This is a genomic window from Rheinheimera tangshanensis, from assembly GCF_014645135.1.
GTDB classification, from domain to species: domain Bacteria; phylum Pseudomonadota; class Gammaproteobacteria; order Enterobacterales; family Alteromonadaceae; genus Pararheinheimera; species Pararheinheimera tangshanensis.
Map to the genome: position 1 here is coordinate 33,369 of NZ_BMLH01000002.1, position 22,348 is coordinate 55,716.

17 protein-coding genes are annotated in these 22,348 nt (G+C 45.8%); 12 read left to right on the plus strand and 5 right to left on the minus strand.

From position 1 onward, the window contains the following. Window positions 1-26: 26 nt before the first annotated feature. Window positions 27-2,855 (minus strand): excinuclease ABC subunit UvrA, encoded by a 2,829-nt coding sequence (gene uvrA / locus IEW88_RS04755; protein WP_147903260.1) that lies wholly within the window; start codon window positions 2,853-2,855, stop codon window positions 27-29. A gap of 303 nt (window positions 2,856-3,158) precedes the next feature. Then, entirely contained in the window at window positions 3,159-4,259 is a 1,101-nt protein-coding gene (locus IEW88_RS04760; protein ID WP_147903261.1) for a DUF5694 domain-containing protein, read from the minus strand. Between the two features lie 216 nt (window positions 4,260-4,475). Between IEW88_RS04760 and IEW88_RS04765 the strand changes: the two genes are divergently transcribed. The 7 genes from IEW88_RS04765 to IEW88_RS04795 all read left to right on the plus strand — a co-directional run bounded on the left by IEW88_RS04765 (window position 4,476) and on the right by IEW88_RS04795 (window position 12,852). Further along, on the plus strand, window positions 4,476-5,843 hold the full coding sequence (locus IEW88_RS04765) for an MFS transporter (RefSeq protein ID WP_147903262.1): 1,368 nt from the start codon (window positions 4,476-4,478) through the stop codon (window positions 5,841-5,843). An 11-nt stretch (window positions 5,844-5,854) separates the two neighbouring features. Continuing rightward, window positions 5,855-6,514, plus strand: coding sequence for a single-stranded DNA-binding protein (gene ssb / locus IEW88_RS04770; protein WP_053422926.1), 660 nt, complete (start codon window positions 5,855-5,857; stop codon window positions 6,512-6,514). A 306-nt stretch (window positions 6,515-6,820) separates the two neighbouring features. Then, on the plus strand, window positions 6,821-8,014 hold the full coding sequence (locus IEW88_RS04775) for a site-specific integrase (protein WP_147903263.1): 1,194 nt from the start codon (window positions 6,821-6,823) through the stop codon (window positions 8,012-8,014). Between the two features lie 202 nt (window positions 8,015-8,216). Then, the gene (locus IEW88_RS04780; RefSeq protein ID WP_147903264.1) at window positions 8,217-9,803 is read left to right on the plus strand and encodes a tyrosine-type recombinase/integrase; all 1,587 of its coding nucleotides are present in this window, start codon (window positions 8,217-8,219) and stop codon (window positions 9,801-9,803) included. Then, window positions 9,800-11,989 carry a hypothetical protein gene (locus tag IEW88_RS04785; protein ID WP_147903265.1) on the plus strand — a complete coding sequence of 730 codons (2,190 nt, stop codon included), beginning with the start codon at window positions 9,800-9,802 and terminating at the stop codon, window positions 11,987-11,989. The genes IEW88_RS04780 and IEW88_RS04785 overlap by 4 nt, the downstream gene beginning before the upstream one ends. A gap of 2 nt (window positions 11,990-11,991) precedes the next feature. Further along, the gene (locus IEW88_RS04790) at window positions 11,992-12,402 is read left to right on the plus strand and encodes a hypothetical protein (protein WP_147903266.1); all 411 of its coding nucleotides are present in this window, start codon (window positions 11,992-11,994) and stop codon (window positions 12,400-12,402) included. A 153-nt stretch (window positions 12,403-12,555) separates the two neighbouring features. After that, entirely contained in the window at window positions 12,556-12,852 is a 297-nt protein-coding gene (locus tag IEW88_RS04795) for a hypothetical protein (protein WP_147903267.1), read from the plus strand. Between the two features lie 13 nt (window positions 12,853-12,865). On the opposite strand, the gene IEW88_RS04800 is transcribed toward IEW88_RS04795, so the two are convergent. Continuing rightward, window positions 12,866-13,090, minus strand: coding sequence for a helix-turn-helix domain-containing protein (locus tag IEW88_RS04800; RefSeq protein ID WP_147903643.1), 225 nt, complete (start codon window positions 13,088-13,090; stop codon window positions 12,866-12,868). An 82-nt stretch (window positions 13,091-13,172) separates the two neighbouring features. On the opposite strand from IEW88_RS04800, the gene IEW88_RS04805 reads away from it, so the two are divergent. After that, the gene (locus IEW88_RS04805; RefSeq protein WP_147903268.1) at window positions 13,173-14,198 is read left to right on the plus strand and encodes an Arm DNA-binding domain-containing protein; all 1,026 of its coding nucleotides are present in this window, start codon (window positions 13,173-13,175) and stop codon (window positions 14,196-14,198) included. 680 nt (window positions 14,199-14,878) lie between these two features. On the opposite strand, the gene IEW88_RS04810 is transcribed toward IEW88_RS04805, so the two are convergent. Further along, window positions 14,879-15,439, minus strand: coding sequence for a Tll0287-like domain-containing protein (locus tag IEW88_RS04810; protein WP_147903269.1), 561 nt, complete (start codon window positions 15,437-15,439; stop codon window positions 14,879-14,881). Window positions 15,440-15,735: 296 nt separating this feature from the next. On the opposite strand from IEW88_RS04810, the gene IEW88_RS04815 reads away from it, so the two are divergent. The 4 genes from IEW88_RS04815 (at window position 15,736) to IEW88_RS04830 (ending at window position 21,942) form a co-directional block, all read left to right on the plus strand. Further along, window positions 15,736-17,019 carry a sensor histidine kinase gene (locus IEW88_RS04815; RefSeq protein WP_185148541.1) on the plus strand — a complete coding sequence of 428 codons (1,284 nt, stop codon included), beginning with the start codon at window positions 15,736-15,738 and terminating at the stop codon, window positions 17,017-17,019. Then, window positions 17,019-17,549, plus strand: a complete 531-nt coding sequence (locus tag IEW88_RS04820) for a response regulator transcription factor (protein ID WP_147903271.1) — start codon at window positions 17,019-17,021, stop codon at window positions 17,547-17,549. Before IEW88_RS04815 ends, IEW88_RS04820 begins: the two co-directional genes overlap by 1 nt. A gap of 97 nt (window positions 17,550-17,646) precedes the next feature. Continuing rightward, window positions 17,647-19,896, plus strand: coding sequence for a TonB-dependent receptor (locus tag IEW88_RS04825; RefSeq protein WP_147903272.1), 2,250 nt, complete (start codon window positions 17,647-17,649; stop codon window positions 19,894-19,896). A gap of 417 nt (window positions 19,897-20,313) precedes the next feature. After that, window positions 20,314-21,942: a methyl-accepting chemotaxis protein gene (locus tag IEW88_RS04830; protein WP_147903273.1), complete on the plus strand. Its 1,629-nt coding sequence runs from the start codon at window positions 20,314-20,316 to the stop codon at window positions 21,940-21,942. Window positions 21,943-22,099: 157 nt separating this feature from the next. Here IEW88_RS04830 and IEW88_RS04835 read toward each other — a convergent pair whose 3' ends face one another. Beyond that, window positions 22,100-22,288 carry a YgaP family membrane protein gene (locus tag IEW88_RS04835; RefSeq protein ID WP_147903274.1) on the minus strand — a complete coding sequence of 63 codons (189 nt, stop codon included), beginning with the start codon at window positions 22,286-22,288 and terminating at the stop codon, window positions 22,100-22,102. Window positions 22,289-22,348 lie beyond the last annotated feature (60 nt).

Here is a 22,348-nt window from a genome sequence, read left to right on the forward strand (position 1 = left end):
CTAATAACGCCCATCAGTGTCTTGGTTTACATCCCCAACAGCGGCTTTAAATAATGCCCTGTGTAGGATTTCTCATAAGCTGCCACTTGTTCTGGTGTGCCTGCGATCAGGATTTCACCGCCGCCGCTGCCGCCTTCAGGGCCTAAATCGACTACCCAGTCTGCGGTTTTGATCACGTCGAGGTTGTGCTCAATGACGACTATGGTGTTGCCAGCATCACGCAGTTTATGCAGGACGTTCAGCAGTTGCTGGATATCAAAGAAGTGCAGGCCTGTGGTCGGCTCATCAAGGATATACAGGGTTTTGCCTGTATCGCGTTTACTCAGCTCACGCGCCAGCTTCACCCGCTGCGCTTCACCACCGGACAAGGTCGTTGCCGACTGGCCGAGGCGGATATAGGTTAAACCTACATCCATCAGAGTTTTCAGTTTACGGGCTATGGCCGGAATGCTTTCGAAAAACTCGTGGGCGTCTTCTACTGTCATTTCCAGCACTTCGTGAATATTTTTGCCTTTGTATTTCACTTCCAGTGTTTCGCGGTTGTAGCGTTTGCCTTTACAGACGTCGCATGGCACATAGACATCCGGCAGGAAGTGCATTTCTACCTTGATCATGCCATCGCCCTGACAAGCTTCACAGCGGCCACCTTTGACGTTAAAACTAAAACGGCCTACCTGATAACCCCTTGAGCGTGCTTCCTGAGTACCGGCGAATAAATCCCGCACCGCAGTAAAAATGCCGGTGTAAGTGGCCGGGTTAGAACGTGGTGTGCGGCCTATAGGGCTTTGGTCGATGTCGACACATTTATCAAAATGTTCCATGCCTTCAATGGCTTTGTGTGGTGCAGGCTCTTCGCCTTCACCTTTGTTCAGTACACGGTGCGCGACACGAAACAAGGTGTCGTTAATTAAGGTGGATTTACCTGAGCCCGACACCCCTGTGATACAGGTCATGACGCCAAATGGAATCTCTAAATCAACGTTTTTCAGGTTGTTGCCGCTAGCGCCCAACACCCGTAATTCTTTGCCTTTTTTACCAACATGACGTTTTTCAGGCACCGCAATTTTACGTACGCCGGATAAATACTGGCCTGTTAAGGAGTCGGGCGTATTTTTAATATCCTCCAGACTGCCTTGCGCCACAACGGAGCCACCATGCACGCCAGCGCCCGGGCCTATGTCGATAATATGATCGGCGGCGCGCACTGCGTCTTCGTCGTGTTCTACTACGATGACGGTGTTACCTAAGTCGCGTAAATGCGTCAGGGTGCCAAGTAATCTGTCGTTGTCGCGTTGGTGTAAACCTATTGAGGGTTCATCCAGCACATACATCACGCCGACTAAACCTGCACCAATCTGACTGGCTAAACGAATACGCTGGGCTTCGCCACCGGATAAGGTTTCGGCGCTGCGTGACAGGTTCAGGTAATTCAGGCCTACATTGACTAAAAACATCAGTCGGTCCTGAATTTCTTTTAACACCTTTTCAGCGATTTGCGCTTTTTGGCCTTGCAAGGTCAGTTGGCGGAAAAACTCTAAACAGTCACCAATCGACAGTTCCACTACTTCAGGCAAAGTGGTTTTACCAATAAACACATGGCGGGCTTCTTCACGTAACCGTGAGCCGTTGCAGGTGGGGCAAGACTGCGAAGCTAAATACTTGGCCAGTTCTTCCCGCACTGCGTTGGATTCAGTTTCGTGATAACGCCGCTCCATATTCGGCAAAATGCCTTCAAACGGATGCTTACGTTTGATGATATCGCCTCTGTCGTTCAGGTATTTAAATTCGATATCGGTTTTGCCTGTGCCGTTTAAGATCACTTGTTGATGCTGTTTGCTCAGGCTGGCAAAAGGCACTTCCAGCTCAAAACCATAATGGTCGGCTAAGGATTTCAGCATCTGGAAATAATAGAAGTTACGTTTATCCCAGCCACGAATAGCACCACCGGATAAACTCAGCTCGTCGCTGACTATCACTTTATTGGCATCAAAATACTGTTTTACGCCTAAGCCATCACAGCTTTGGCAGGCACCAGCCGGGTTGTTAAAGGAAAACAAACGTGGCTCCAGCTCGGCCATCGAATAACCACAAGTCGGGCAGGCAAAGTTGGCAGAAAAAATCAGCTCCGGCGCTTTGTCATCGTCCATTGATGCGACTTTGGCGATACCACCAGACAGTTCCAGCGCGGTTTCAAAACTTTCGGCTAAACGTTGTTTAATATCGTCGCGCACTTTAATCCGGTCAATCACCACTTCAATGGTGTGTTTTTTGTGTAAATCCAGCTTTGGCGGGTCGGACAAGTCACAAATTTCGCCATTAATACGGGCGCGGATATAACCCTGGGCCGCTAAGGTTTCCAGCGTTTTGACGTGTTCACCTTTACGCTCCTGCACCACTGGCGCGAGCACCATCAGCTTGGTGCCTTCAGGGAAAGCCACTACTTTATCGACCATCTCACTGATGGTTTGTGCGGCTAAAGGCAAATCGTGAGTAGGGCAACGCGGCTCACCGACCCGGGCAAACAATAAACGCAGGTAGTCGTAAATTTCAGTGATAGTGCCTACAGTCGAACGCGGGTTATGCGAGGTGGACTTTTGTTCGATAGAAATAGCAGGTGATAAACCTTCGATATGATCGACATCGGGTTTTTCCATCAGGCTTAAAAACTGCCGGGCATAGGCCGACAAAGACTCAACATAACGGCGCTGACCTTCAGCGTATAGGGTATCAAAGGCTAAAGAGGATTTACCTGAACCTGATAAACCCGTGATCACCACCAGTTTGTCGCGGGGAATTTGCAGCGAAATATTTTTCAGGTTGTGGGTGCGGGCACCCCGAATATCTATTTTATCCATAGGATTGAGTCTCTTGCCTGTTGAGTCGGCTTGGGGAAAACGAATTATCGCAAAAATTGCTATGAGGCAGTCAGTTTGATTTTGGTTGAAGCTTTATGCGGCAAAGCTTTAACCGGATCAGTAAAGCAATAATTCAATTGGAGATACTGTATATAAATACATGCTTTATAGCAAGTCGGTCGCTTAGAAAAACAGCAAAGAAACAGGCCTCCCTGCTGCCTTTTATTAACAAGATAGCGCTTGTATTCAATAGATGCGATGTAACCCAATCCTTACTGGCTGCGCTCTGGTTTTTTATTGTAGTTACTGTAACAGCGGGCGGATGTCGACAATGCTTAAGTCGCTGCTGACGCCCAGATAACGCTCGTAATAGGCCTTGTGTGATGAACCCACAATGGCCAATACTTTACTGCCAGAGCCTATAGTTTCGCGAATATTAGCGACCATTCTCATATTACGGGTTTCCCAGTAAGCCAGATATTTGCGCCCTGTATTCCCTGGCACTTGTGCGCCCGCTGCAGCAGCAAAGTCACCTGCGACGGCCCGACGAGCCTCCTCTACCGAATTGGTAGAGCTGTACCACTCCAACACGCTGGCTTCTTTATTTTCAACGAAATGTTTGTGCTGCTGCTCAAGCAAGGCTGCACGTTGTTTAGTCCACTCGTTATTCCAAATTTGCCTGATTTCCTGCTCAAAGACTTTTTCATCCATCTGGCCAATAGCCGCATCTCCGGTATGATCATCTACCGGATACACCTGTTCATGGCCTAGTTGCACCGCCAATGCCGCGGCAATACTGACATTTTCATTCATCTGTAAGCTGCGTTTTTCCAGTTGAGCCACCAGCTCTGCAGTCAGGCCATCGGCGCTGATCCGTTCTGTTTTTGGTAATCGTAACCACTGCACTACTGCTGAGACCGGATTACCTGCCGCCATAAATAACGCAGACAACCGACGACGCTCTGAGTGCGGACGATTGTTGGTTGGGATAGCTAAGAGCCTGGCTATCTGTTGACTGGCTTCGGCACCGGATAGCTTAAGTGCTTGTCTGGCCACCGTTGGATCGTAACAATACTGCTCTGCCGTGTCGGGGTAAGCAAACTGATAATCCCGCAGAAAATCGCACTGTGCACCAGAAAGTGCTTCAATCAGAATTTTGTCAGGGGCAAAAGTAACCAACCGGTTCAACAAGGGGGTCAGCCTGCTCTTATCAAAATCAGTCGGCAGGGAAGATAAATGTGAAGTGCCCAGCACGGCGATTTGGCTAAGCCCACCGCGTTCTGCTGCAGCTTTATCGGCCAGATAAACTGCCTGAGCGAATTCAGTGTCTGGTTTTGGATTTGTTACTGCAGCTGGTGCTTCGGCTGAGCTGAGTAAAGCAGCCACTAATAACGTAGTAAGCATAAAATCTCCAAAGCTGTGGAATGTAATCAGGGGAACTGTTACTACTCTAGTTGGGCCGCAGTGCAGCGCCAACCAGCGAACTGTAACGCCTTCATGCTTTTTGTAACAAAGTTCTTGCTCGAAAAAAAATGCTTCAGAGTCAGACCCTGAGCCCGACTCCGAATCCAAACTTTGTGCTACAATCGCCGCCCGCTTTAACCCGGAGAATTGTCGCGGATGTCCCATCTGAATCCACTGGAAAAACGTGCCGCCTGGTCTTTGGCACTGGTATTTGCTTTCCGGATGCTTGGTTTATTTATGCTGATCCCCGTCTTTGCCATTTTTGGTAAGGACCTGATCGGCTTTTCGCCTTTGTGGATAGGTTTAGCTATAGGTGCTTATGGCTTAACTCAGGCGCTGTTACAAATTCCTATGGGTTGGCTGTCCGATAAATGGGGCAGAAAGCCGGTGATGCTATTGGGGCTTAGCTTTTTTGTGCTGGGTTCTGTGGTCGCGGCTTTAGCAGATTCTGTCTATATGGTGACTTTTGGTCGCGTGCTGCAGGGCATGGGTGCTATTTCCGGCGCTGTGATGGCGCTCGCTTCTGACCTGACCCGTGAAGAACAACGACCCAAAGTCATGGCTGTGATTGGCATGACCATAGGTTTGTCTTTCACTATAGCTATGGTAGCAGGGCCTGCTATAGCAGCGGCCAGCGGGTTAAGTGGTATTTTCTGGTGCACTGCTTTGATGGCCATTACCGGTTTGTTGTTGGTCTGGAAAGTCGTGCCTGTAGCCGTCAGTAAAGCGCCAGCTTCTGAAACTCTGGCCACTAAAGGCCAAATCGCAGCGCTGTTTCGTCACCCGGAATTATTGCGACTGAACTTTGGTGTATTGGTTCTGCACCTGTTATTAACAGCTATTTTTGTGGTGTTACCCACTTTGCTGCTGCAGCAAAATTTCCTGTCAGAACAACACTGGCAACTCTATCTGCCTGTTTTAATTGCGGCTTTTATTCTGATGGTGCCGCTGATGATTTTGGCCAGCCGCAAGCAACAGGAAAAAGGCTATTTATTACTGGCAATAAGCCTGCTTATTGTTAGTTTTGTGTTAATTTTAATCAATCAGCAGTTGTGGTCGATCACCCTGGCGCTGTTGTTGTTTTTTGTTGGTTTTAATTATTTAGAAGCCAGCATGCCTGCTTTGTTGTCGCGTATTGCCCCTGCTGGATTAAAAGGTACTGCTATGGGTACTTATGCCAGTGCGCAGTTTTTTGGCGCCTTTGCTGGCGGTATTTTAGGCGGTGCTGTGGCAAGTTTCAGCAGCGGTGAATCCTTGTTTGCCGTGGCTGCCCTGATTGGTTTACTATGGTTAGCTTATGCCAGCCGCATGACAGTGCCTGCGCGATCGCAACGACTGTCATTGCCTGTCAAAGTGGCCGATGAAGCCGCCGCAGCCCAATTGGCGCAGCGCCTGACCCAACTCAACGGAGTGTTGGAAGTCACAGTGGTGGTTGCGGAACAACGTTTGTATTTAAAAGTCGGCCAGCAACAGTTTGATTTGGCAGAGGCACAGTCTTTGGTTGAGAGCAGCCAAAAAAGTTAAGGAGAAGTCGCATGGCTCGTGGAATTAATAAAGTAATACTCATTGGTAACCTGGGGACAGATCCTGAAGTCCGTTATATGCCGACAGGTGGTGCAGTGGCCAACCTGACGATCGCGACCAGCGAAAGCTGGACGGACAAAACCACCAATGAGAAGAAAGAAAATACCGAATGGCACCGTGTCGTGATTTATCAGCGTTTGGCTGAAATTGCCGGTGAATATCTGCGTAAAGGCAGCAAGGTGTATATCGAAGGTCGTTTGCGTACCCGTAAGTGGCAGGATCAGCAAGGTGTTGAGCGTTACACCACCGAAATCATTGCCAATGAGCTACAAATGTTAGATGGCCGTGGTGAAGGTCAAGGCGCTGGCATGGGTCAGGCTCCGGCTATGGGTGGCGGTGCTCCTATGGGTCAGCAAGGCGGTTATCAACAACCTGCCGCTGCACCACAACAACGTATGCCACAAGCAGCTCCGGCTCAGGGCGGTTATGCCCCGCAAGCTCCGGCTGCTGCAGCACCGGCACAAGGCGGTTACCAGCAACGTCCAGCTCAGGGCGGCTTCCAGAGTCAGGGCAATTTTAACCAGCCACAAGGCGGTTTTAATCAGGCAGCACCACAACAACGTGGCCCAATGGAACCCCCAATCGACTTTGACGACGATATTCCGTTCTGACTCACCGCTTTTGAAAGTGTAAAGTCAAACTGAATAGAACAGTAAAAAAGCCTCTAAAATCAGAGGCTTTCGTTCAAAATTCAGATCGTATACCTTTTGGGTACTTGCTCTCTGGTATTTGGGATTTCTAACACTTTAAAATGTAAAGACAAATGTAAAGTCGTCGATATTAATCGACATCTTATTGTTTTTGATTACCCTTTTGTCATTTTATACTTCAATAAAACCAAGCATTTAGCAAAGATTGCTACTTGATTTTGCGGTGCTATACTCGGTCTCGTCGTACAGTCGAAGTGGGGTAGTAACATGGCCTATTCAGTTCAGATGATGAGAGTAGAATCACACGGTGACAGAGAAGTCATTGTGCGTGATCAGAACGGTCTTCCTCCGATCGACATCAACATGTACGTCATTCGTTTTCGTAGTCGCTCTGAGTCTTACAGGAAGAGCATTGCGTATGCCATTACAAAACTTTATCTATGGGCTGAGCAGCGAGAACTGGATATCACCGAACGAATGCGAAGCGGTGAGTTTCTAACCTTTATCGAAATTGAATCGTTAAGAGAGTTTATGCGATTGCGCTTCAATGCAAAATCAAATGCGCCTCAGACGATTGAGCTTGCTAAACATACCTTTGTAAGTGCAGACACCTACCGCAGACGCTGTGAGCGTGTGATTAACTATTTACGCTTTCTTGGGCATGTATTTGCTGGGCAACGAAAGCGTTCCGACCCTTATGTCAAGAACATGAACACCTTCATCACTCAGTGTGGGCAGATCCTGAAAGAACCAAAGGGACTCAAGTATGCTCGACAGCGTTATGGTTTATCAGAAGCAGCTGTTAAAAAACTACTGTGGTGGCTCGATCCAGAGAATCCATCCAACCCATTTCAAAAACGGATCCGTTTAAGAAATCAACTCATTGTTCATATGCTCTTATTGACTGGGATCCGGGATGGTGAGCTCCTCTCTTTACGTCCTGATGCTTTAATAAGGAAACCTTATGGGTATGCGTTGAAGGTGACACAAAATACAACCTTGGATCTTGATCCCAGGCTTGAGCCTCCACAGGTGAAAACCTATTCGCGTGATATCCCGGTGAGTGATAAAACGGCCGAGCTCATTGATACGTACATCCGAGGAGAGCGTAAACAAAGAGGAAAGTCGGCAGCGAAAGCAGCTCCCTATCTTTTTTTGAATTCAAACTTAACTCCTAAGCCAATGACAATAAGAGTCTTAACTCATATTTGTGATCGGATTAAAAAGGTCGATCCAGAGACGTTTAAAGAGCTACACCCGTATTTGTTTCGTCATACATTCAACGACTTGCTCGTACTCACATCTGACCTTAGCGTGGACAGTGAAGAGTTCAAAAACTTACAACGTGAGTTGTGTGGTTGGGCTCGGAATAGCGAGCAAGGGAAAATCTATACAAAACGATCGCGAGAAATTTTAGCTTCTGAATGCTTGAAAAAAATGGAAAGCCAGTTTATTGTTTAAATGTTACCTCTGACAGGAGAAAGAGGTTTCGCATAGAGCCGACACACGAGGAGTGAAGGCTGCACACTTGAGTACTTCTTAGAAGTACTGTCCGTTTAACACAAACGGTCACTTTTACCTTACTTAGCCATATTAATCGAAATACATCCATACACCCTATGTTTTAGGGAGGGGTATTTCATGGCCAATGAGGTAAGAGCTGATGAAAAAGAAAGCCCGCACGCGTTTAAAGTCCAACTTTGCCATCCAAGCGTTAGAACGTCCCATTTTTAACAAACCCCATGTGCTCAGTCGCTCCAGACAAATTGACACATCAGGTGATGTATGGGAAATCGGTGAGAGTCATCCCGTATCATTAAATTGGTCTGCTTTTTCAGAGCTACCCACTGAGCTTGTCAGTCAGATTAAGTATGCTTTTGAATGCATTCTTGTGACCCTTGCGCCTGATACTGTGCGAGGATGTTTTGATTCACTAAAACTTTTCTTCAGCTCTGTAGATGATTGGGGGCATGATGAAAGTGTCAGCGAACAACTCACTGAATACCTTTTTGATTACATCATAACGCACAGAAGCTCCAATAATGAGGCCGTACTCAACACACTCCGGTTGTGGTACATCCGTTCCTATTATCTGGCGTTATCCCTTTTCAAACGAAGCACATGTCAGATGCTCTCCAGGTTTACCTTCAAAGGCAACATGAAGGGTATAGATGTGTTGACCTACATGGAGGGACGCTCGCCACTGCGTAGCGATGAGCTCGATAGGTTACGCAAGGCCCTGAGTGCATTGCGAGCCAGCATAACTCCTTACGACGCTCTGTTTCCTAAATTAGTTGTAGTCTGGTTGTACGTCGTCCTTGGCGTCAGACCACGGCAGTTATTGTTGCTAATGACATGTGACTTTGCGGTCCATATTGATCAAAGCAATGGTCAAAAAACTTACATGCTGAATGTTCCGTCGGTCAAAAAGCGCTACAGCTTGCCACGTCAGCAATTCAAAACGCGTGTATTGCCCGTGTTTCTGGGGGAGTTGTTAGAGCAGTTAATCACTGTGCAGTATAAAGATCTCTTCTCTGACGATGGCCTCCCATCCAGTGACTCACAACCAATATTTAGGGCGAAAACAGCAGAAGTTGGCCGTCGCGAGCGGCGCGCAACATTCGAGCGGTTTGAGGGTAGCAAAGATTTCGTTTTTTTTAACGGTGCACCGGCCGCCATTATTGACTACATCGACACCAAAAGAGTCTCTCAGGGTCATGCACCGCTCAATATAAAGCTAACACCGAGGCGGTTACGGAAAACCTTTGCCACCCACGCCGCCTCTATGGGGACACCGAGTTACGCCTTAATGGAATTGCTCGACCATGACGATTTACAGCATGTGATGGTGTATTACCAACTGGGTGTGGCTTTCGCCCTCAAGGTCGATGCGGTTTACCAAAAGCAGTTCAGCAGCCACCTGGAGTATTTCGAGGGGAAGATCACGCTTGCGGAGTTGGTTGACCGAAATAACTTACGTGTGGTTTTTGGGCCTGATTCCTTGAAAAAGCTGGTAGGGATCGGCCTGTGCGCGAAGCAGGAGCCTTGTTCTTTGCAGCCTCCATATTCGTGCTACAGCTGCAATAAATTTGAAGCATCTGACAATATTTCTGTTCACCAGGAAGTTCTCGATGCGATGCGAGAGGAGATCAGACAAAAGTTTGGAGATGACGCTCCACCCGGGTTTTATGCAGCGCCTCACATGAAAGCATGTAGTGAATTAGTTGAACAGTTGGAGGTGAGATCATGAGTTACTCGAATGCTGTACGCCAATTAAGCCTTGTCGATCAACTGTCCGAACAAGAACAGAATGTCAAACTTGCTCAGGTGTTGCGCCTGTGGAAACCGACAGACAACTGCGAAGAGAACTTTGCTGACCTTATCGATTTAGGGGCTCGCCTCTGCCAGATCGTGTTCAAAGGGCAGGTCTCTTGGCACGATGCGTCATGGAATATTAGTGGTTTCGAGTCCACGGTGAGTGTGAGGAGCGTTGCTCACAAGAGCAACATACTTTTTACCCAGCGATCGGGTTTGCAAAAGTTTCAGAAGCAAAAGAAGTCCGATGAACGGCCTTTTGCGGAACCATTTGCATCATTTGCAAAGGCATTAGTCGTCGTCGCGCATGCCCACAAACCTACAAGTCATAACGTGCACATGGTGATGATGCGGGCCATGCGATATCTCTATGAGGTTGCAGAACTTCATGGGTGTTCACATATTCATGATTTGTCTCCTGGCTTGTTTGATGAAGCCTTAAAGCTCGCCGTTGCCCAGAAGGAACAAGAGACGACCTTGTATGTCACAGGAGAAAAGCTCAGTTACATTGCCGATAAAATCATGGAATTTGGCTTATCAGTGATGCCGTTAAACTGGGAAAATCCTATTCCTAGAGATTACAAACATGGGGGGAGGCTTCAAACAAGGAATGGACCTGCTCAGGCAAAACAACGGGCCGAAAAGCTACCGAAAACTGCAGTCTTAGTGTTTATTTCTGCGCTATGGACTCACTATGAAGAACTTGAAGAACGTGACAAAGCACTGACCTGTATGGCCATGATCCTCATGGTTTGCGGCTTTCGGATGGATGAGTTTGTCAGTCTGGACGTCAACTGCATTCCTACACGGGAAGAGTTTTATACATTTGAACCGGAGTTAGATCCACAGACTGGCCGTTACTGCCGATTGCTTAAGATACGAGTACTTGCCCGTAAGCGTTATGTTTGGGACAGCAAAATAGTCCCCCCAAGCATGACCGAGTTGATTTTTCAGGCGATTGATCGGCTCAAGGAATTATCAAAAGAGCATCGCGAAGTCTGCAGAACAATGCTTGAGCATGGAAAGTGGACGAAATTCATGCAGTTTGGTGATGATGATCTCCTCACATCCAGACAAGTTATGGATGTTATTGGTGCGTCTTCAACCAGTAACACGATAACTACCCTCAAGCGATATGGTGTAGAGCCGTGGCCCGGCTCAAAACACAAGAGCACATTTTTTAGGGTCGGTGATATTCATTCTGCCTTTTGCAACGCTTACAAAGAACGCATAAAGCCGATCCTTGAAGGGATTGGAATGAACACGATTAAAGTTCCCGTTTGGGAGCTCATTACACTGCGATTCAAAGATCAGTACACGCCAAAAGAAATGCTAAATGTGTTTGCTGAACCACTGACGGGGACGCAAATCAATGACTTCTTTATGGGGCGTGATTATGTATCACGGATCTCTGGCAACGACGCTCGTATGGCCAATGTATTTGAGCGTTATGAGTTTCCTGAACTCAATGATCTTGAAGAGACTCCGGAGGTGCGTACTCACCAGTTCAGGCATTTACTCAATACGATCATGCAGGAATCTGACGCATTCTCTCAGGAAGATATTGCCAAGAATTTCCTGCGGGCAGGAACACGCGATAACGAGGCATACAATCATAGAAAATCGACATCATCTACCCGGGATCTGATTGAAAACGTTCAGCATGCGATTTTTCACCCTGGTGAAGATATTCCGATTGAGCGGGCCGCTACTCTTGCCAGGCAGTTCCCATTGTTATCCCCAGATGAGCTAAAACAGGATTTAGAGACCCTTGGCAGCTCTCACATTATGGATATCGGACGTTGTCGTCATGATTACGTCCAGAGTCCTTGTGGTTTGCACTATGCGTGCCTGCACAATTGCAAACATTATCGAAGAACCAAGGGAAACTCTGTGGAGGTAGCACGCCTTACTGAGCGAAAAAATATTGCCTTGGAACAGATGGAACGCGCGCAAATAGATGCCAGCGAAGGATTTACAGGTGCCAATGAATGGTACCGGCATCATGCTGAACTGGTAAAAGGATGCGATACCGCACTTGCGATCGAAGATGATCCAAATGTGCGTCTCGGCGAAATTGTTCAAATATTTCCGAACGGTCGTGATTCATGTGAGGTGTAAAGATGTTCACAAGATACATTTCTGAATCTTTGGAGCAGCAAATTATCGCTTTGCTAGACGAGTGGGCAACAGGAGAGCTGGGAACAGCTCTTTCCTGGGCAAAACTTGAAAAATCATTTGGTTATAGCCGGCAAGCATTAAGTGGTAATCGCGCCATTAAAAATAAGTTTGATGAAGCGAAATTCGCACTGAGAAACCGGAAGAAATCTGTTGCCGTTCAAAACGCGAGGCTAGATGAGCTGGAGGCTCTGAAAAATGAGAATTTGAAGTTATCTATCCAGGTTCAGGAGTTCGAAAAACGATTTATGAGATGGATGCATAACTGCCATTTAAAAGCGATTAATCCGTTAGAACTGGATGCGCCTATGGGGGTTAGTTTTAAAACAGCGATGCGAGCAAGAGATAGAACCTAAAAAAATTTTGAAAATAATGTAGATTATAGTTGATATATGTCGATTATAATCTACATTTGGTGGTGAGCACTGAAAATGGCTAAGTAAGGGCTTAAGTTCAGGATCACAAAATACCTGCCATGGATGGTCAACGATACATACCGGAGGTAAGTGATGACCATCATTTCAACAAATGTTTTTTTACAGAAAATGGACGAGCAAAAATTAAGACGCAGGCGACTAAAAAGCCTCCGCGATTTTTTGCTTTCCTCACTCCAAATAAGCCCCCATAGCCAAAACCTTGTCGTTGTCGTGGGTAATGGCAATGAAAGGAATAACTCTGAAGCTCTATTAAATTGGCTTGGCGAAGAAACCTTAGACGATAAGCCATTAGCTGAGTTACCTGCACATCAGGTTGAAGGGCATTTACTGCGTTACTTAGAGCGGCGCTTCGATTGCTGGCCTGATTAAAAACAACGCGGTACTAGTTATCTGGAATGTGCTCAATAACCTGATCGACCGGCACACCAAAATAGGAGCAAAGTCGATCAATCACATCCAGGGTAACGTTAGAGCCTGGTTTATTCAGGATTTTAGAGAGGGTGGCTCTGTGTATACCTGTGGCATCTGAAATGTCATTAATTGTGATCCGTTTACGATCATCGAATGACTTTTTTTCTATCAACGCCATTAAGTGATACTTGATCATCATCCCTCCAAACTTAAGTGGAAGTAATCATAACTGCTTTTTAGAAAAAAGAGCATATTTTCATCAGCAATTGAGGTGATAAATGAGAGCGATTATCAGAGATTCGTCTGGACACTTGATTCTCCGTTTTAAAGTCCTTGGTCAGCATTTTTCCGAACAAACACAGTACGTTGATACATATAAAAACAGGAAGCACTTAAGTGCACTTCATAAGAGAATAAGGGAAGACATCAACAATGGTGTTTTCGAATACCGCGAGCATTTTCCCCACAGTAAAAACGTAAATATTATAAGCGCTATCAGGGCTAAGTTCATATCACCAGACTGGCGCGCACTGCCAACAGTGAGGCACTTTTTGGTACACGAATACCAAGGGATCGTAAGCCACCCTTTACCAAAAATGATGCTGCACATCATGTCCTGCATAGGAGAGGTAAGAGTCAATGAGGTTACAGGGTTACACATCGTAACTTTGGCTGACTCGTTGAAAGCTATGGTCGGCATCAGTAAGTCCCAACTCTTTCTGACGATGTCGTTTGTTCTAGACATACTTGATAAAGCGGCTCTCTCTTACAAGTTTGAAAGACCTTTCCGTCTAATGGATGTTACAAAACTCGAAGATCCTGTAAAGCCTTTAAGTCTTCAGGACATCTCATATATTGCTCGATTCATCCCGGTAAAATACTACGACTTATTTATGTGTCAGTTTCACCTAGGGATCCCATCATGGGAGATCGTTGAACTTGAGTGGAGTCAGTACAACTCAAGAAAATCATCCTTCAGCTTCGCAGACCGGGTCATCCATGTCGCCCCTTACTCACGAAAATTTCTATTTCATCTATTGAAGAAGACAGGGAACTCACGCTATGTGTTTTGCGATGATGAAGGACAAAAACTAAAACTGAATCACTCATGGATAAACAACTATTGTTGGGTAAACGCCGATAAGGAAGCTGGAACCAAACGAAAGCGGATCAATGGATTAAGGCATGCCTCTATACCCTACCTGTTTGAGAGTGGCTTAAGTGTCTCGCAAATAAGTCAACAGACACAGACACTCTATCGCCCCACTATTAATCGTATTTTGTCAGAATATATTTTGATGTGAAGAGGTAACCGATGAACATTCTTTTTGGCGGAGAACTCTTAGAGTATTTTTTGGTTAAAGATCCAAAATTACCATTTCATTATGCAATAGGCATACGTTTTTCAAATAGCTATGGAGCACATCTTATACAGACAGCTCGTATTAATTCTATAGACACTAACATCGGGGTTCTTTATACCATCCATCGGTTTTATAGACTGCATCATCTTGTTACGGATGATATATATATCCATAATGTCCACTCCGTTTTTAAAAATAAGATCATTCCGATTTTTGATGACGAAATAGTAGAATCTTCAATAAGCCTGACGTTGCAGTAGATCTTACGTGTATTAATTCTTGAGAACTGGAGAGGTCAAAAGTCACGGTATGAGGTAATTCCCATAATGTTACATAAGATCCAGCAGTCTCCTAAAATCGCCTTTGTGGGAAAGTTTTTTAATTTTCTCAATGTTGTCATGTAGATATACTTCAACTGCAAAAAGGGGGATCGGCTTAAAATTTTTAGCTAACAAGTAAAACTCATACACAAGGATCAAATAGTAATCTTCGTTAATTCGTTTACCAGATAATTGACCAAACAGTGACTGGACTACCCTAACTGCTGGCGAGCAGTTGAAACTGGAAAGAAGCTTTACCCAGCTTCTTTCCGATGATAGATGTACAGACTGAGGTCAAGGTTAATTGAGTTGTTTTTGCAAGGTAAAAGCACCACGTAGTTCACCCGGAGTAAAACCTGTGGCTAAATCTGCAGGGTATAAAGTAGATATTTTTGTTTTTACTTCTTCTGCAATAGTTTGACCATGGCAGGCAACACACATCGTGTCCATAGGTATAGCTTTGATGAAACGAAAGGTCTTTTTGCCTTGGTCCTCAATGATTTCAGCTTTGGCCATTGTGGCTAGGGGCTCACCTTTTTGTGACGCAGATAACATCCAGTCCAGATTTTGCTTCTCCCACTGGTCCGGCTTATTGGCTGGATTTCGGTATTTCAGAGCTGTTCTCGCTACTGTCCAGCCATCTGATGCCAACTTCTTTTGAATTTCGGGGGCGATAACACTACATACCTGAACACCATTCGGATGGCCGCCTTGCTTTACGGCTTGCATCAAATTCGTTTTCAATTCTGTAGAGAATAGTTTAATACGTGCCTGAGCTTCAGTAGTTAAACTCTCGGTTGTCTCCGCAGCTAAAGGTTGAAAGGAGGAGAGGGCCAAAATTACGATGAGTTTTTTATACATGGATATTACCTCAATTAGATTTATCTAATAAATTACTCCGATTTAAAAGTTCAGCAAGCAGAAATTTTGCACCAAGTCACTTTATACTGCTCGGGGCAACCCGAAAAAGAGAGCTACCAACTGTAATTTGAACACCCTATAAATGCTGCAGAGCCCATAGTTGATAACGTTTGAACAATACTTCCGGAAGTAGGCATTGTGTTGTCAAAATCCAGTGTGACATTTTGTCGCAGTTCTCGCGTGACAATGACTTTACTGTTTTCATATACATGATTTATCAACTTAGAGTGCAACCTATGCCTTATTTCTTTCTCCAAACCAAAATGAGTATGCTCTCCAATTCATTCTGGCAACTGGTCATATTTCGGTTTGTGGTCATCATTATCCTCTCTACATTGTCGATTGCAGGCTGGATGCTGGATTATCCCGTGAGCTCTTGGGATACAGTAGTGTTTGTTCTGCTTGTTTTGCTGACTACCAATCTGGTTCTGTTTTTTTTACCTGATCGTCTGCAAACTTCGCAGGGAATGTTAGCACTCGGCTGTACTCTGGATTTTCTGGCAATTTTTGGCTTGTTGTGGCTATCAGGCGGCGTAAGTAATGGTTTTATTGCTTTACTTTTATTACCTGTTGCAGTTACCGCTGTTTTGCTGCCTGCATGGGTAAGTTATATTAACTCTCTGGCGGCGATTGGCTGCTATGGACTGTTACTTTGGCAGGGTGATCTGAGTGCTATATTACAGTTTAATAAGGACTTAGGTGCTCATAGTTTACATGACCATGTGCTGAAGCCTTTTTCGCAACATATGTGGCAAATGTGGTGTGCTTTTATCATTTCTGCGTTGTTGATGAGTTGGTTTATAAGTAGGCAAACTCGTCTGATAAGACTGAAATCACTCCAGTTAAATAATCTGCAACAAAATCAGCTACGTCAGGAGAAAGCGCTTGCCATCGCTATTTATGCGGCGAATGCCGCTCATGATCTTGCGTCACCTATTCAAAATCTGTTGCTGTTAACAGATGAGATTGCTTCCGAGTTGAAGGACAATGCAATATTGTCAGATATTCAACAGCAACTGGAACGCTGTCAGTACATTATTGACGGTCTGAGAAAACGAGCGGGGGATTGGCGTAATCTTAGTTCCGCTGAGCTCTATCCAGTGTTATTGATCGGTTTACAATCCTGGATTGTCACTCGTCCTGAATTAAGTGTAACCTTGGATGAGCAAAATGATCAAAGTCATTGCCGTATACCTGAAGCTACAACTGTAGCTTCTGCAGTATTTCAGATCCTGGATAACGCTGCTGATGCCAGTATTAAAAGTCAGCAGCCAAGGTTAATTTTAGAACTGAAGCTTAAAAAGCAGATGCTTAGCTTGCGGATTATTGATTTTGGCGAGGGGTTATCTGAAGAGCGACTGGCAGAGCTTGGGCACTTGCCGCAGTACAGTGAAAAAGGGCTTGGTTGGGGGCAATTCTTAGCCAACATATCGATTGAACGCTTAGGGGGAAAAGTGCAGCGCTGCAATCGGCCACAAGGCGGTCTGGAGACACTGATTACTTTTAAAGATCAAAGTTGATGAAAAAGTTTGTGATTGTAGATGATGACGTAACGCTTGTTAACACTTTGCAGCGCCGATTAAGTCAGCCCGGCTGGCAGTTAGTTTGTTTTTCTGATCCGGTCAGCGCTGTGCAACTGGCTTCGCAGCAGGCAGAGCTGTATTTGCTGGATTTACGCTTTGCCCAACAATCCGGGTTGGAGTTTATTCCTGTCCTGCGCCAGCAGTTGCCGAAATGCCGCATTGTAGTGCTGACCGGTTATGCCAGTATTCAGACTGCGGTACATGCGATCAAACTCGGTGCAGACGATTATCTGACCAAACCTGTGGATTTTCAGCTTCTGAAACAAAGTTTATTTGGCCATAGTGAAGCCGATTCAGTCGCTGGTACGACGAATGAGCATGGCTTTTTGTCGGCTGAGCAAATTGAGTGGGAACATATTCAGCGGGTGCTGGCTGAGCATCAGGGAAATATTTCCCATACTGCCACAAGTCTAGGAATGCACAGGCGAACTTTGCAGCGTAAATTGCTAAAACACAGACCGAGCTAATCCGCTACAGTTTCAATGCGACAATTTGCCGCATTAATTTATCTCTTTGAACTTACTACCATATCGATCTTTGAGATGATTACTGTAAGGCCCACCTATGTCGTTACAATCCAGTCTGCACTTTGCTACTTTTGCTATTTCATCCTGCACTTTAGCTTTTTATCTTGTCTGCCAGCCGGTCTTTGCGACTACAGATATTGAGCATATTGAAATTGAAGGCAAGGCCGCAGGTGCTAAGTCATGGTCTGTTACTGCAGAACAGCTACAAAACCAAATCGCAGCCACCAGCGATACGGCTGCGCTATTAAGTCGTTTTGCTGGTGTTACGGTGAAGCAAGCGGGGGCTGTGTCGGGGTTGCCCAGTATCCGAGGTTTGGCTGATGACCGAATTCGGATCCAGGTTGATGGTATGGATCAAGTCGCCGCCTGTCCTAATCATATGAATCCGCCTCTGTCTTATCTGGCGCCTTCGGCTGTGGGAAAAATCCGGGTATTTGCGGGTGTGACACCAGTCAGTGTTGGCGGTGACAGTATTGGCGGCAGCATTATCAGCGAGTCTTTAGCTCCAGAGTTTTCCGCAATGCCAAAATCCAGTGGTGCCTTAGGCGGCTTTTATCGCAGTAATAATCAGGCCCGGGGCACAGATGTGAAACTTAGTTACAGTGCACAGCAGAATTTTGCACAGTACAGCGGCAACTGGAGCAAGGGCAACAATTACCATGCGGCGGCTGATTTTAAAACCCAAAGCTCCAGTGGGAGGCCCGGACACAGTATTGCTTTGGATGAAGTGGCATCGACAGGTTTTGAAACGCAGAATCATCAGCTGCGGCTGGCGCATCAGCAAGGCGCTGATCAGGTGGAATTACAGCTTGGTTATCAGCAGATGCCTTATCAGGGTTTTGCCAATCAGCGCATGGATTTACTGCAGAATCAGCAGCAGAGGGTGAATCTGAGTTGGCAACGCGATACTGAGTTTGGGCAGCTGAAAAGCCGGCTGTATCGGGAAAATGTAGAGCATAAAATGGACTTTGGTCCGGACAGACAGTTTTGGTACGGCAGTTTGGCTGTGATGGGTAAAGCCTGTGAGCCTGTGCGGTTTCATGGCGATCCTGCCGGGACTTGTGCCGCCGGTATGCCGATGCATTCTGAGTCGGCCAATAGCGGTTTTCATTTCAGTGGTGATGTGGATTTGAGCCGCGACTCGCTGTTGCGCCTTGGCACAGACTGGCAGCAACTAAAACTGGACGATTACTGGACTGCGTCTGGCGGTGCCATGGGCCCCGGTACTTTTCTCAATATAAATCAGGGTGAGCGCAGCCGTATTGCGGTTTTTGCAGAGCATGAGCTCGCTATTAACGAGGACTGGCTGGTGCAATACGGTGTGCGTCATGAGCGGGTCGAGCGTAATGCCGGACCAGTGAGTGGCTACTCCACTAGCAGCACTGCGATGGGCATGCAGGCTTTGCAAGCGGCACAGTTTAATCAGGCAGAGCGCAAGCTCAGTGATGATAATCTGGACTTAAGCCTAGTTAGTCGTTATCAGCTTCACCCACAGCTTGAGCTGGAACTGGCGGCTGCCCAAAAAAATCGGTCAGCAAATTTATATGAAACCTATGTCTGGTCGGGTTGGGCTATGGCCGCCTCGATGAATAACCTGGTGGGGGATGGTAATGGCTATGTTGGTAACCTGCAGCTACGTCCTGAGCGTGCCCGTTTGTTGGCTGCCAGCCTGAACTGGCATAGTCTCGATCAGAAGCACCAGTTATCAGTCAGACCTTATCTGACTCGGGTGGATAACTATATAGATGCCGTCGCGGCGAACAGCAGCTGGCAAGCCGGGCAGTTTAATATTCTGCGTTATCAAAACCAGCAGGTTGAACTGAAAGGCGTGGACCTGAGTCTGCAAACAGAGTTGGCGCAAAATCAGAATGGGCGTTGGCAATTCAGTGCTATTGGCAGCTATCTGGATGCGCGTAATACGGATACCGGAGATGGCCTGTATCAAACCCCACCTTTACATGGCCGACTGACCTTGAGCCACGCAACAGGCGGTTGGGATAACAGCCTGGAATGGCAAATAAGTAAAAGCAAAACCAGGCTGTCTTCTATTCGCGGTGAGCAAGCTACTCCGGGTTATGGCATAGTGGCACTGCGACTGAGTCATAGCTGGTCACAGCTTCGGCTGGATGCGGGCATCGAAAACCTGTTTGATACCCTCTACTACCTGCCACAAGGTGGTACCTATACGGGGCAGGGGATGACGATGTCACTCAATGGTATTCCTTTTGGTATCAGAATGCCTGGCATGGGACGCTCGTTTTATGCCGGATTTAACTACAGATTTTAATGAAAAACTGGATTTTGAAACCCACCCAGAGCTTTGTGAAGCAAAGCTCTTTCACCTAGCATTACCTCTGGATCTGGCATACTTTCTCACTATTGCGGTCTATAACTGAATAGAAGCTAATATTTAACCACCCTAGATAAGACGTATTGGTGGCGAAAGTACTTGGTCGTTAAAAGTTTAGGGTGATTGTTTCAGTTTGCTGACCTATTTTTACAAGGAAGAGTGTCAGGTTCTTTGTTGCTATTTTAGTATGAGAAAGTTGAAATTGATAAAATTAGTAACTCATGTTAGTTTTTAAATTAGGCAACAAGACGTTGTCAAAAAGAGGGAAAATTTGTATTTTCTCTCGATGTCTCCCTTAAAAGCTTTAGAGTTTTATCTGTTAAGACACTAATCTTAGTTAAAAAGAGAATTTTTATGAGCTCTACACGTAGTTCGTTGTCTTTGGGTAAGAAAATTGGATTGAGTTTCATTGGTTTAATCTCATTTATCTTGTTAGTCGGTGTGATTTTTGTTTACTCACAAAGCGCAACATCTGAAGCAAGGGAGCAGGCTAATGAGCGTCGAAGTCTCGCCATTTTGCAGTTAGAAAAAGAAATAGATCACTTAAACTGGACTAATCAGCTTGCTAATAGTTTACTTTTTAATCAGCCATTTACCGGAGAGTTGCAGCCAACACAATGCAAATTTGGGCAGTGGTATCAGCAGTTGAAATCTTCCGATGCTTACCAGTTTTCTTCCCCTGAACTCCGCCAGGCTTTTGATGCGCTTGATAGTCACCACAAAGCTTTGCATGCTAGTGCTGCTAAGTTAGGCTCTATGGCTGAACAGGATCGTCACCAGATCTATAAAGAAGAAACACTGGTTCATCTGGCTAAACTAAGAGCTGGACTAAATGAGACCACGACATTGCTTGCTAAGCAGCGGGAACAAATAGTAAAGGCTGCGCAAGAGACCGAACAATCAGCAGTTATTGCAATCTGGTCTGCCATTTTTCTGGCTATAGTCGCTGCGATAGTGATGACCGTCGTGTTGCAAAGATTGGTATCACATCCAGCTAAACGTTTGAGAGACCAAGCTGAAGCTATAGCATCCGGCCAACTGAACAGACCTCAACTTGATACTGGTTCGGATGATGAGCTCGGGCAGGTTGCTCAGGCATTTAATCGGATGCAGATATCACTCAGACAAATGATGAGTCACCTCTTACAAACCTCACAATCCATAGCAGAGCAATCAGCAAGGGTTTCTGATGTCACCAAAAGAACAGATTTGGATCTTCAACAACAGGCCCTCGAAATAGACCAGCTAGCCACTGCAATGAATGAAATGGCTGCAACCATTACAGAGGTTGCCAAACATGCTCAGAATACATCTGACGCTACCGAGGTCTCAGAGAAGAATGCGTTAGATGGCCAGGACAAAGTTCATCAGGTTATTCGTGCAATAAATTCCATTGCAGATGAAGTGACCCGGGCGTCAGAGACCATCGGAATGGTGCGGCAAGAGAGTCTGAACATTGGGACTATTCTTGACACTATTCAGGCTATAGCTGAACAGACTAACTTACTTGCTCTTAACGCAGCTATCGAAGCGGCGCGCGCCGGAGAGCAAGGGCGTGGTTTTGCGGTCGTAGCAGATGAAGTACGCAGTCTTGCTGGAAGAACTCAAGCATCAACAGCGGAGATCAAATCTAAAATTGATGCGTTACAACGCACTGCTCAATTATCGGTTGAAGTGATGACTTCCGGAGTAGACAAAGCAAAAGAAGGTGTACTGCTTGTCGATGATGCTAAAGAATCTTTGTTAAGAATTATGGACTCAGTGAGTCAAATTAGTGATATGACGCTGCAAATAGCTAGTGCAACTGAGCAGCAAAGTATTGTAGTTCAGGAAATGGATAAGAATTTGACCCGTGTGAATCAGTTCAGTGATCAAACGAAGACTAGGTCGAAAGAGGCTGATATGGTTTCTGCGCAACTAGAGGTCACTGCACAACAAATGTTAGAGCTAAGCAGTCGTTTTGATATCGGCCCAACGCGTTGATAACATAATGCGGCAGTCATTCGATTGCCGCATTATTTAGATTTTGCGAGCCATAGATTAAAAATCTGCTGATATTTTTAGCTAATGTACGATATATATTCTTAATCTAAATTTTTCCAAAGATTTGCGAGTTTATTCATTATTTAATGCGCTAGTTTCAACTGACTTTACAGGTCTTAATACCCAATAAAGAGTACAGTGGGCAAACACTGAATAATCCCGTCAGCAAAGGAACGATACCAATCCATCCCCACATGCCTACAGTTCCAGTTGCAGCCAGAGCAATTAAAACCACTCCAGCTGTGATACGAAGAGCCTTGTCCAAACCACCTACGTTAGCTTTCATGCTATTTCCTTGTTAATTAGAGAGTTCTTATTAATAATAATCCTATAACATGCTGTTAGC

Coding starts and splice junctions, on each gene's coding strand:
- uvrA (WP_147903260.1), bottom strand. CDS start 2,855: ATGGATAAAATAGATATTCGGGGTGCCCGCACCCACAACCTGAAAAAT.
- IEW88_RS04760 (WP_147903261.1), bottom strand. CDS start 4,259: ATGCTTACTACGTTATTAGTGGCTGCTTTACTCAGCTCAGCCGAAGCA.
- IEW88_RS04765 (WP_147903262.1), top strand. CDS start 4,476: ATGTCCCATCTGAATCCACTGGAAAAACGTGCCGCCTGGTCTTTGGCA.
- ssb (WP_053422926.1), top strand. CDS start 5,855: ATGGCTCGTGGAATTAATAAAGTAATACTCATTGGTAACCTGGGGACA.
- IEW88_RS04775 (WP_147903263.1), top strand. CDS start 6,821: ATGGCCTATTCAGTTCAGATGATGAGAGTAGAATCACACGGTGACAGA.
- IEW88_RS04780 (WP_147903264.1), top strand. CDS start 8,217: ATGAAAAAGAAAGCCCGCACGCGTTTAAAGTCCAACTTTGCCATCCAA.
- IEW88_RS04785 (WP_147903265.1), top strand. CDS start 9,800: ATGAGTTACTCGAATGCTGTACGCCAATTAAGCCTTGTCGATCAACTG.
- IEW88_RS04790 (WP_147903266.1), top strand. CDS start 11,992: ATGTTCACAAGATACATTTCTGAATCTTTGGAGCAGCAAATTATCGCT.
- IEW88_RS04795 (WP_147903267.1), top strand. CDS start 12,556: ATGACCATCATTTCAACAAATGTTTTTTTACAGAAAATGGACGAGCAA.
- IEW88_RS04800 (WP_147903643.1), bottom strand. CDS start 13,090: ATGATCAAGTATCACTTAATGGCGTTGATAGAAAAAAAGTCATTCGAT.
- IEW88_RS04805 (WP_147903268.1), top strand. CDS start 13,173: ATGAGAGCGATTATCAGAGATTCGTCTGGACACTTGATTCTCCGTTTT.
- IEW88_RS04810 (WP_147903269.1), bottom strand. CDS start 15,439: ATGTATAAAAAACTCATCGTAATTTTGGCCCTCTCCTCCTTTCAACCT.
- IEW88_RS04815 (WP_185148541.1), top strand. CDS start 15,736: ATGCCTTATTTCTTTCTCCAAACCAAAATGAGTATGCTCTCCAATTCA.
- IEW88_RS04820 (WP_147903271.1), top strand. CDS start 17,019: ATGAAAAAGTTTGTGATTGTAGATGATGACGTAACGCTTGTTAACACT.
- IEW88_RS04825 (WP_147903272.1), top strand. CDS start 17,647: ATGTCGTTACAATCCAGTCTGCACTTTGCTACTTTTGCTATTTCATCC.
- IEW88_RS04830 (WP_147903273.1), top strand. CDS start 20,314: ATGAGCTCTACACGTAGTTCGTTGTCTTTGGGTAAGAAAATTGGATTG.
- IEW88_RS04835 (WP_147903274.1), bottom strand. CDS start 22,288: ATGAAAGCTAACGTAGGTGGTTTGGACAAGGCTCTTCGTATCACAGCT.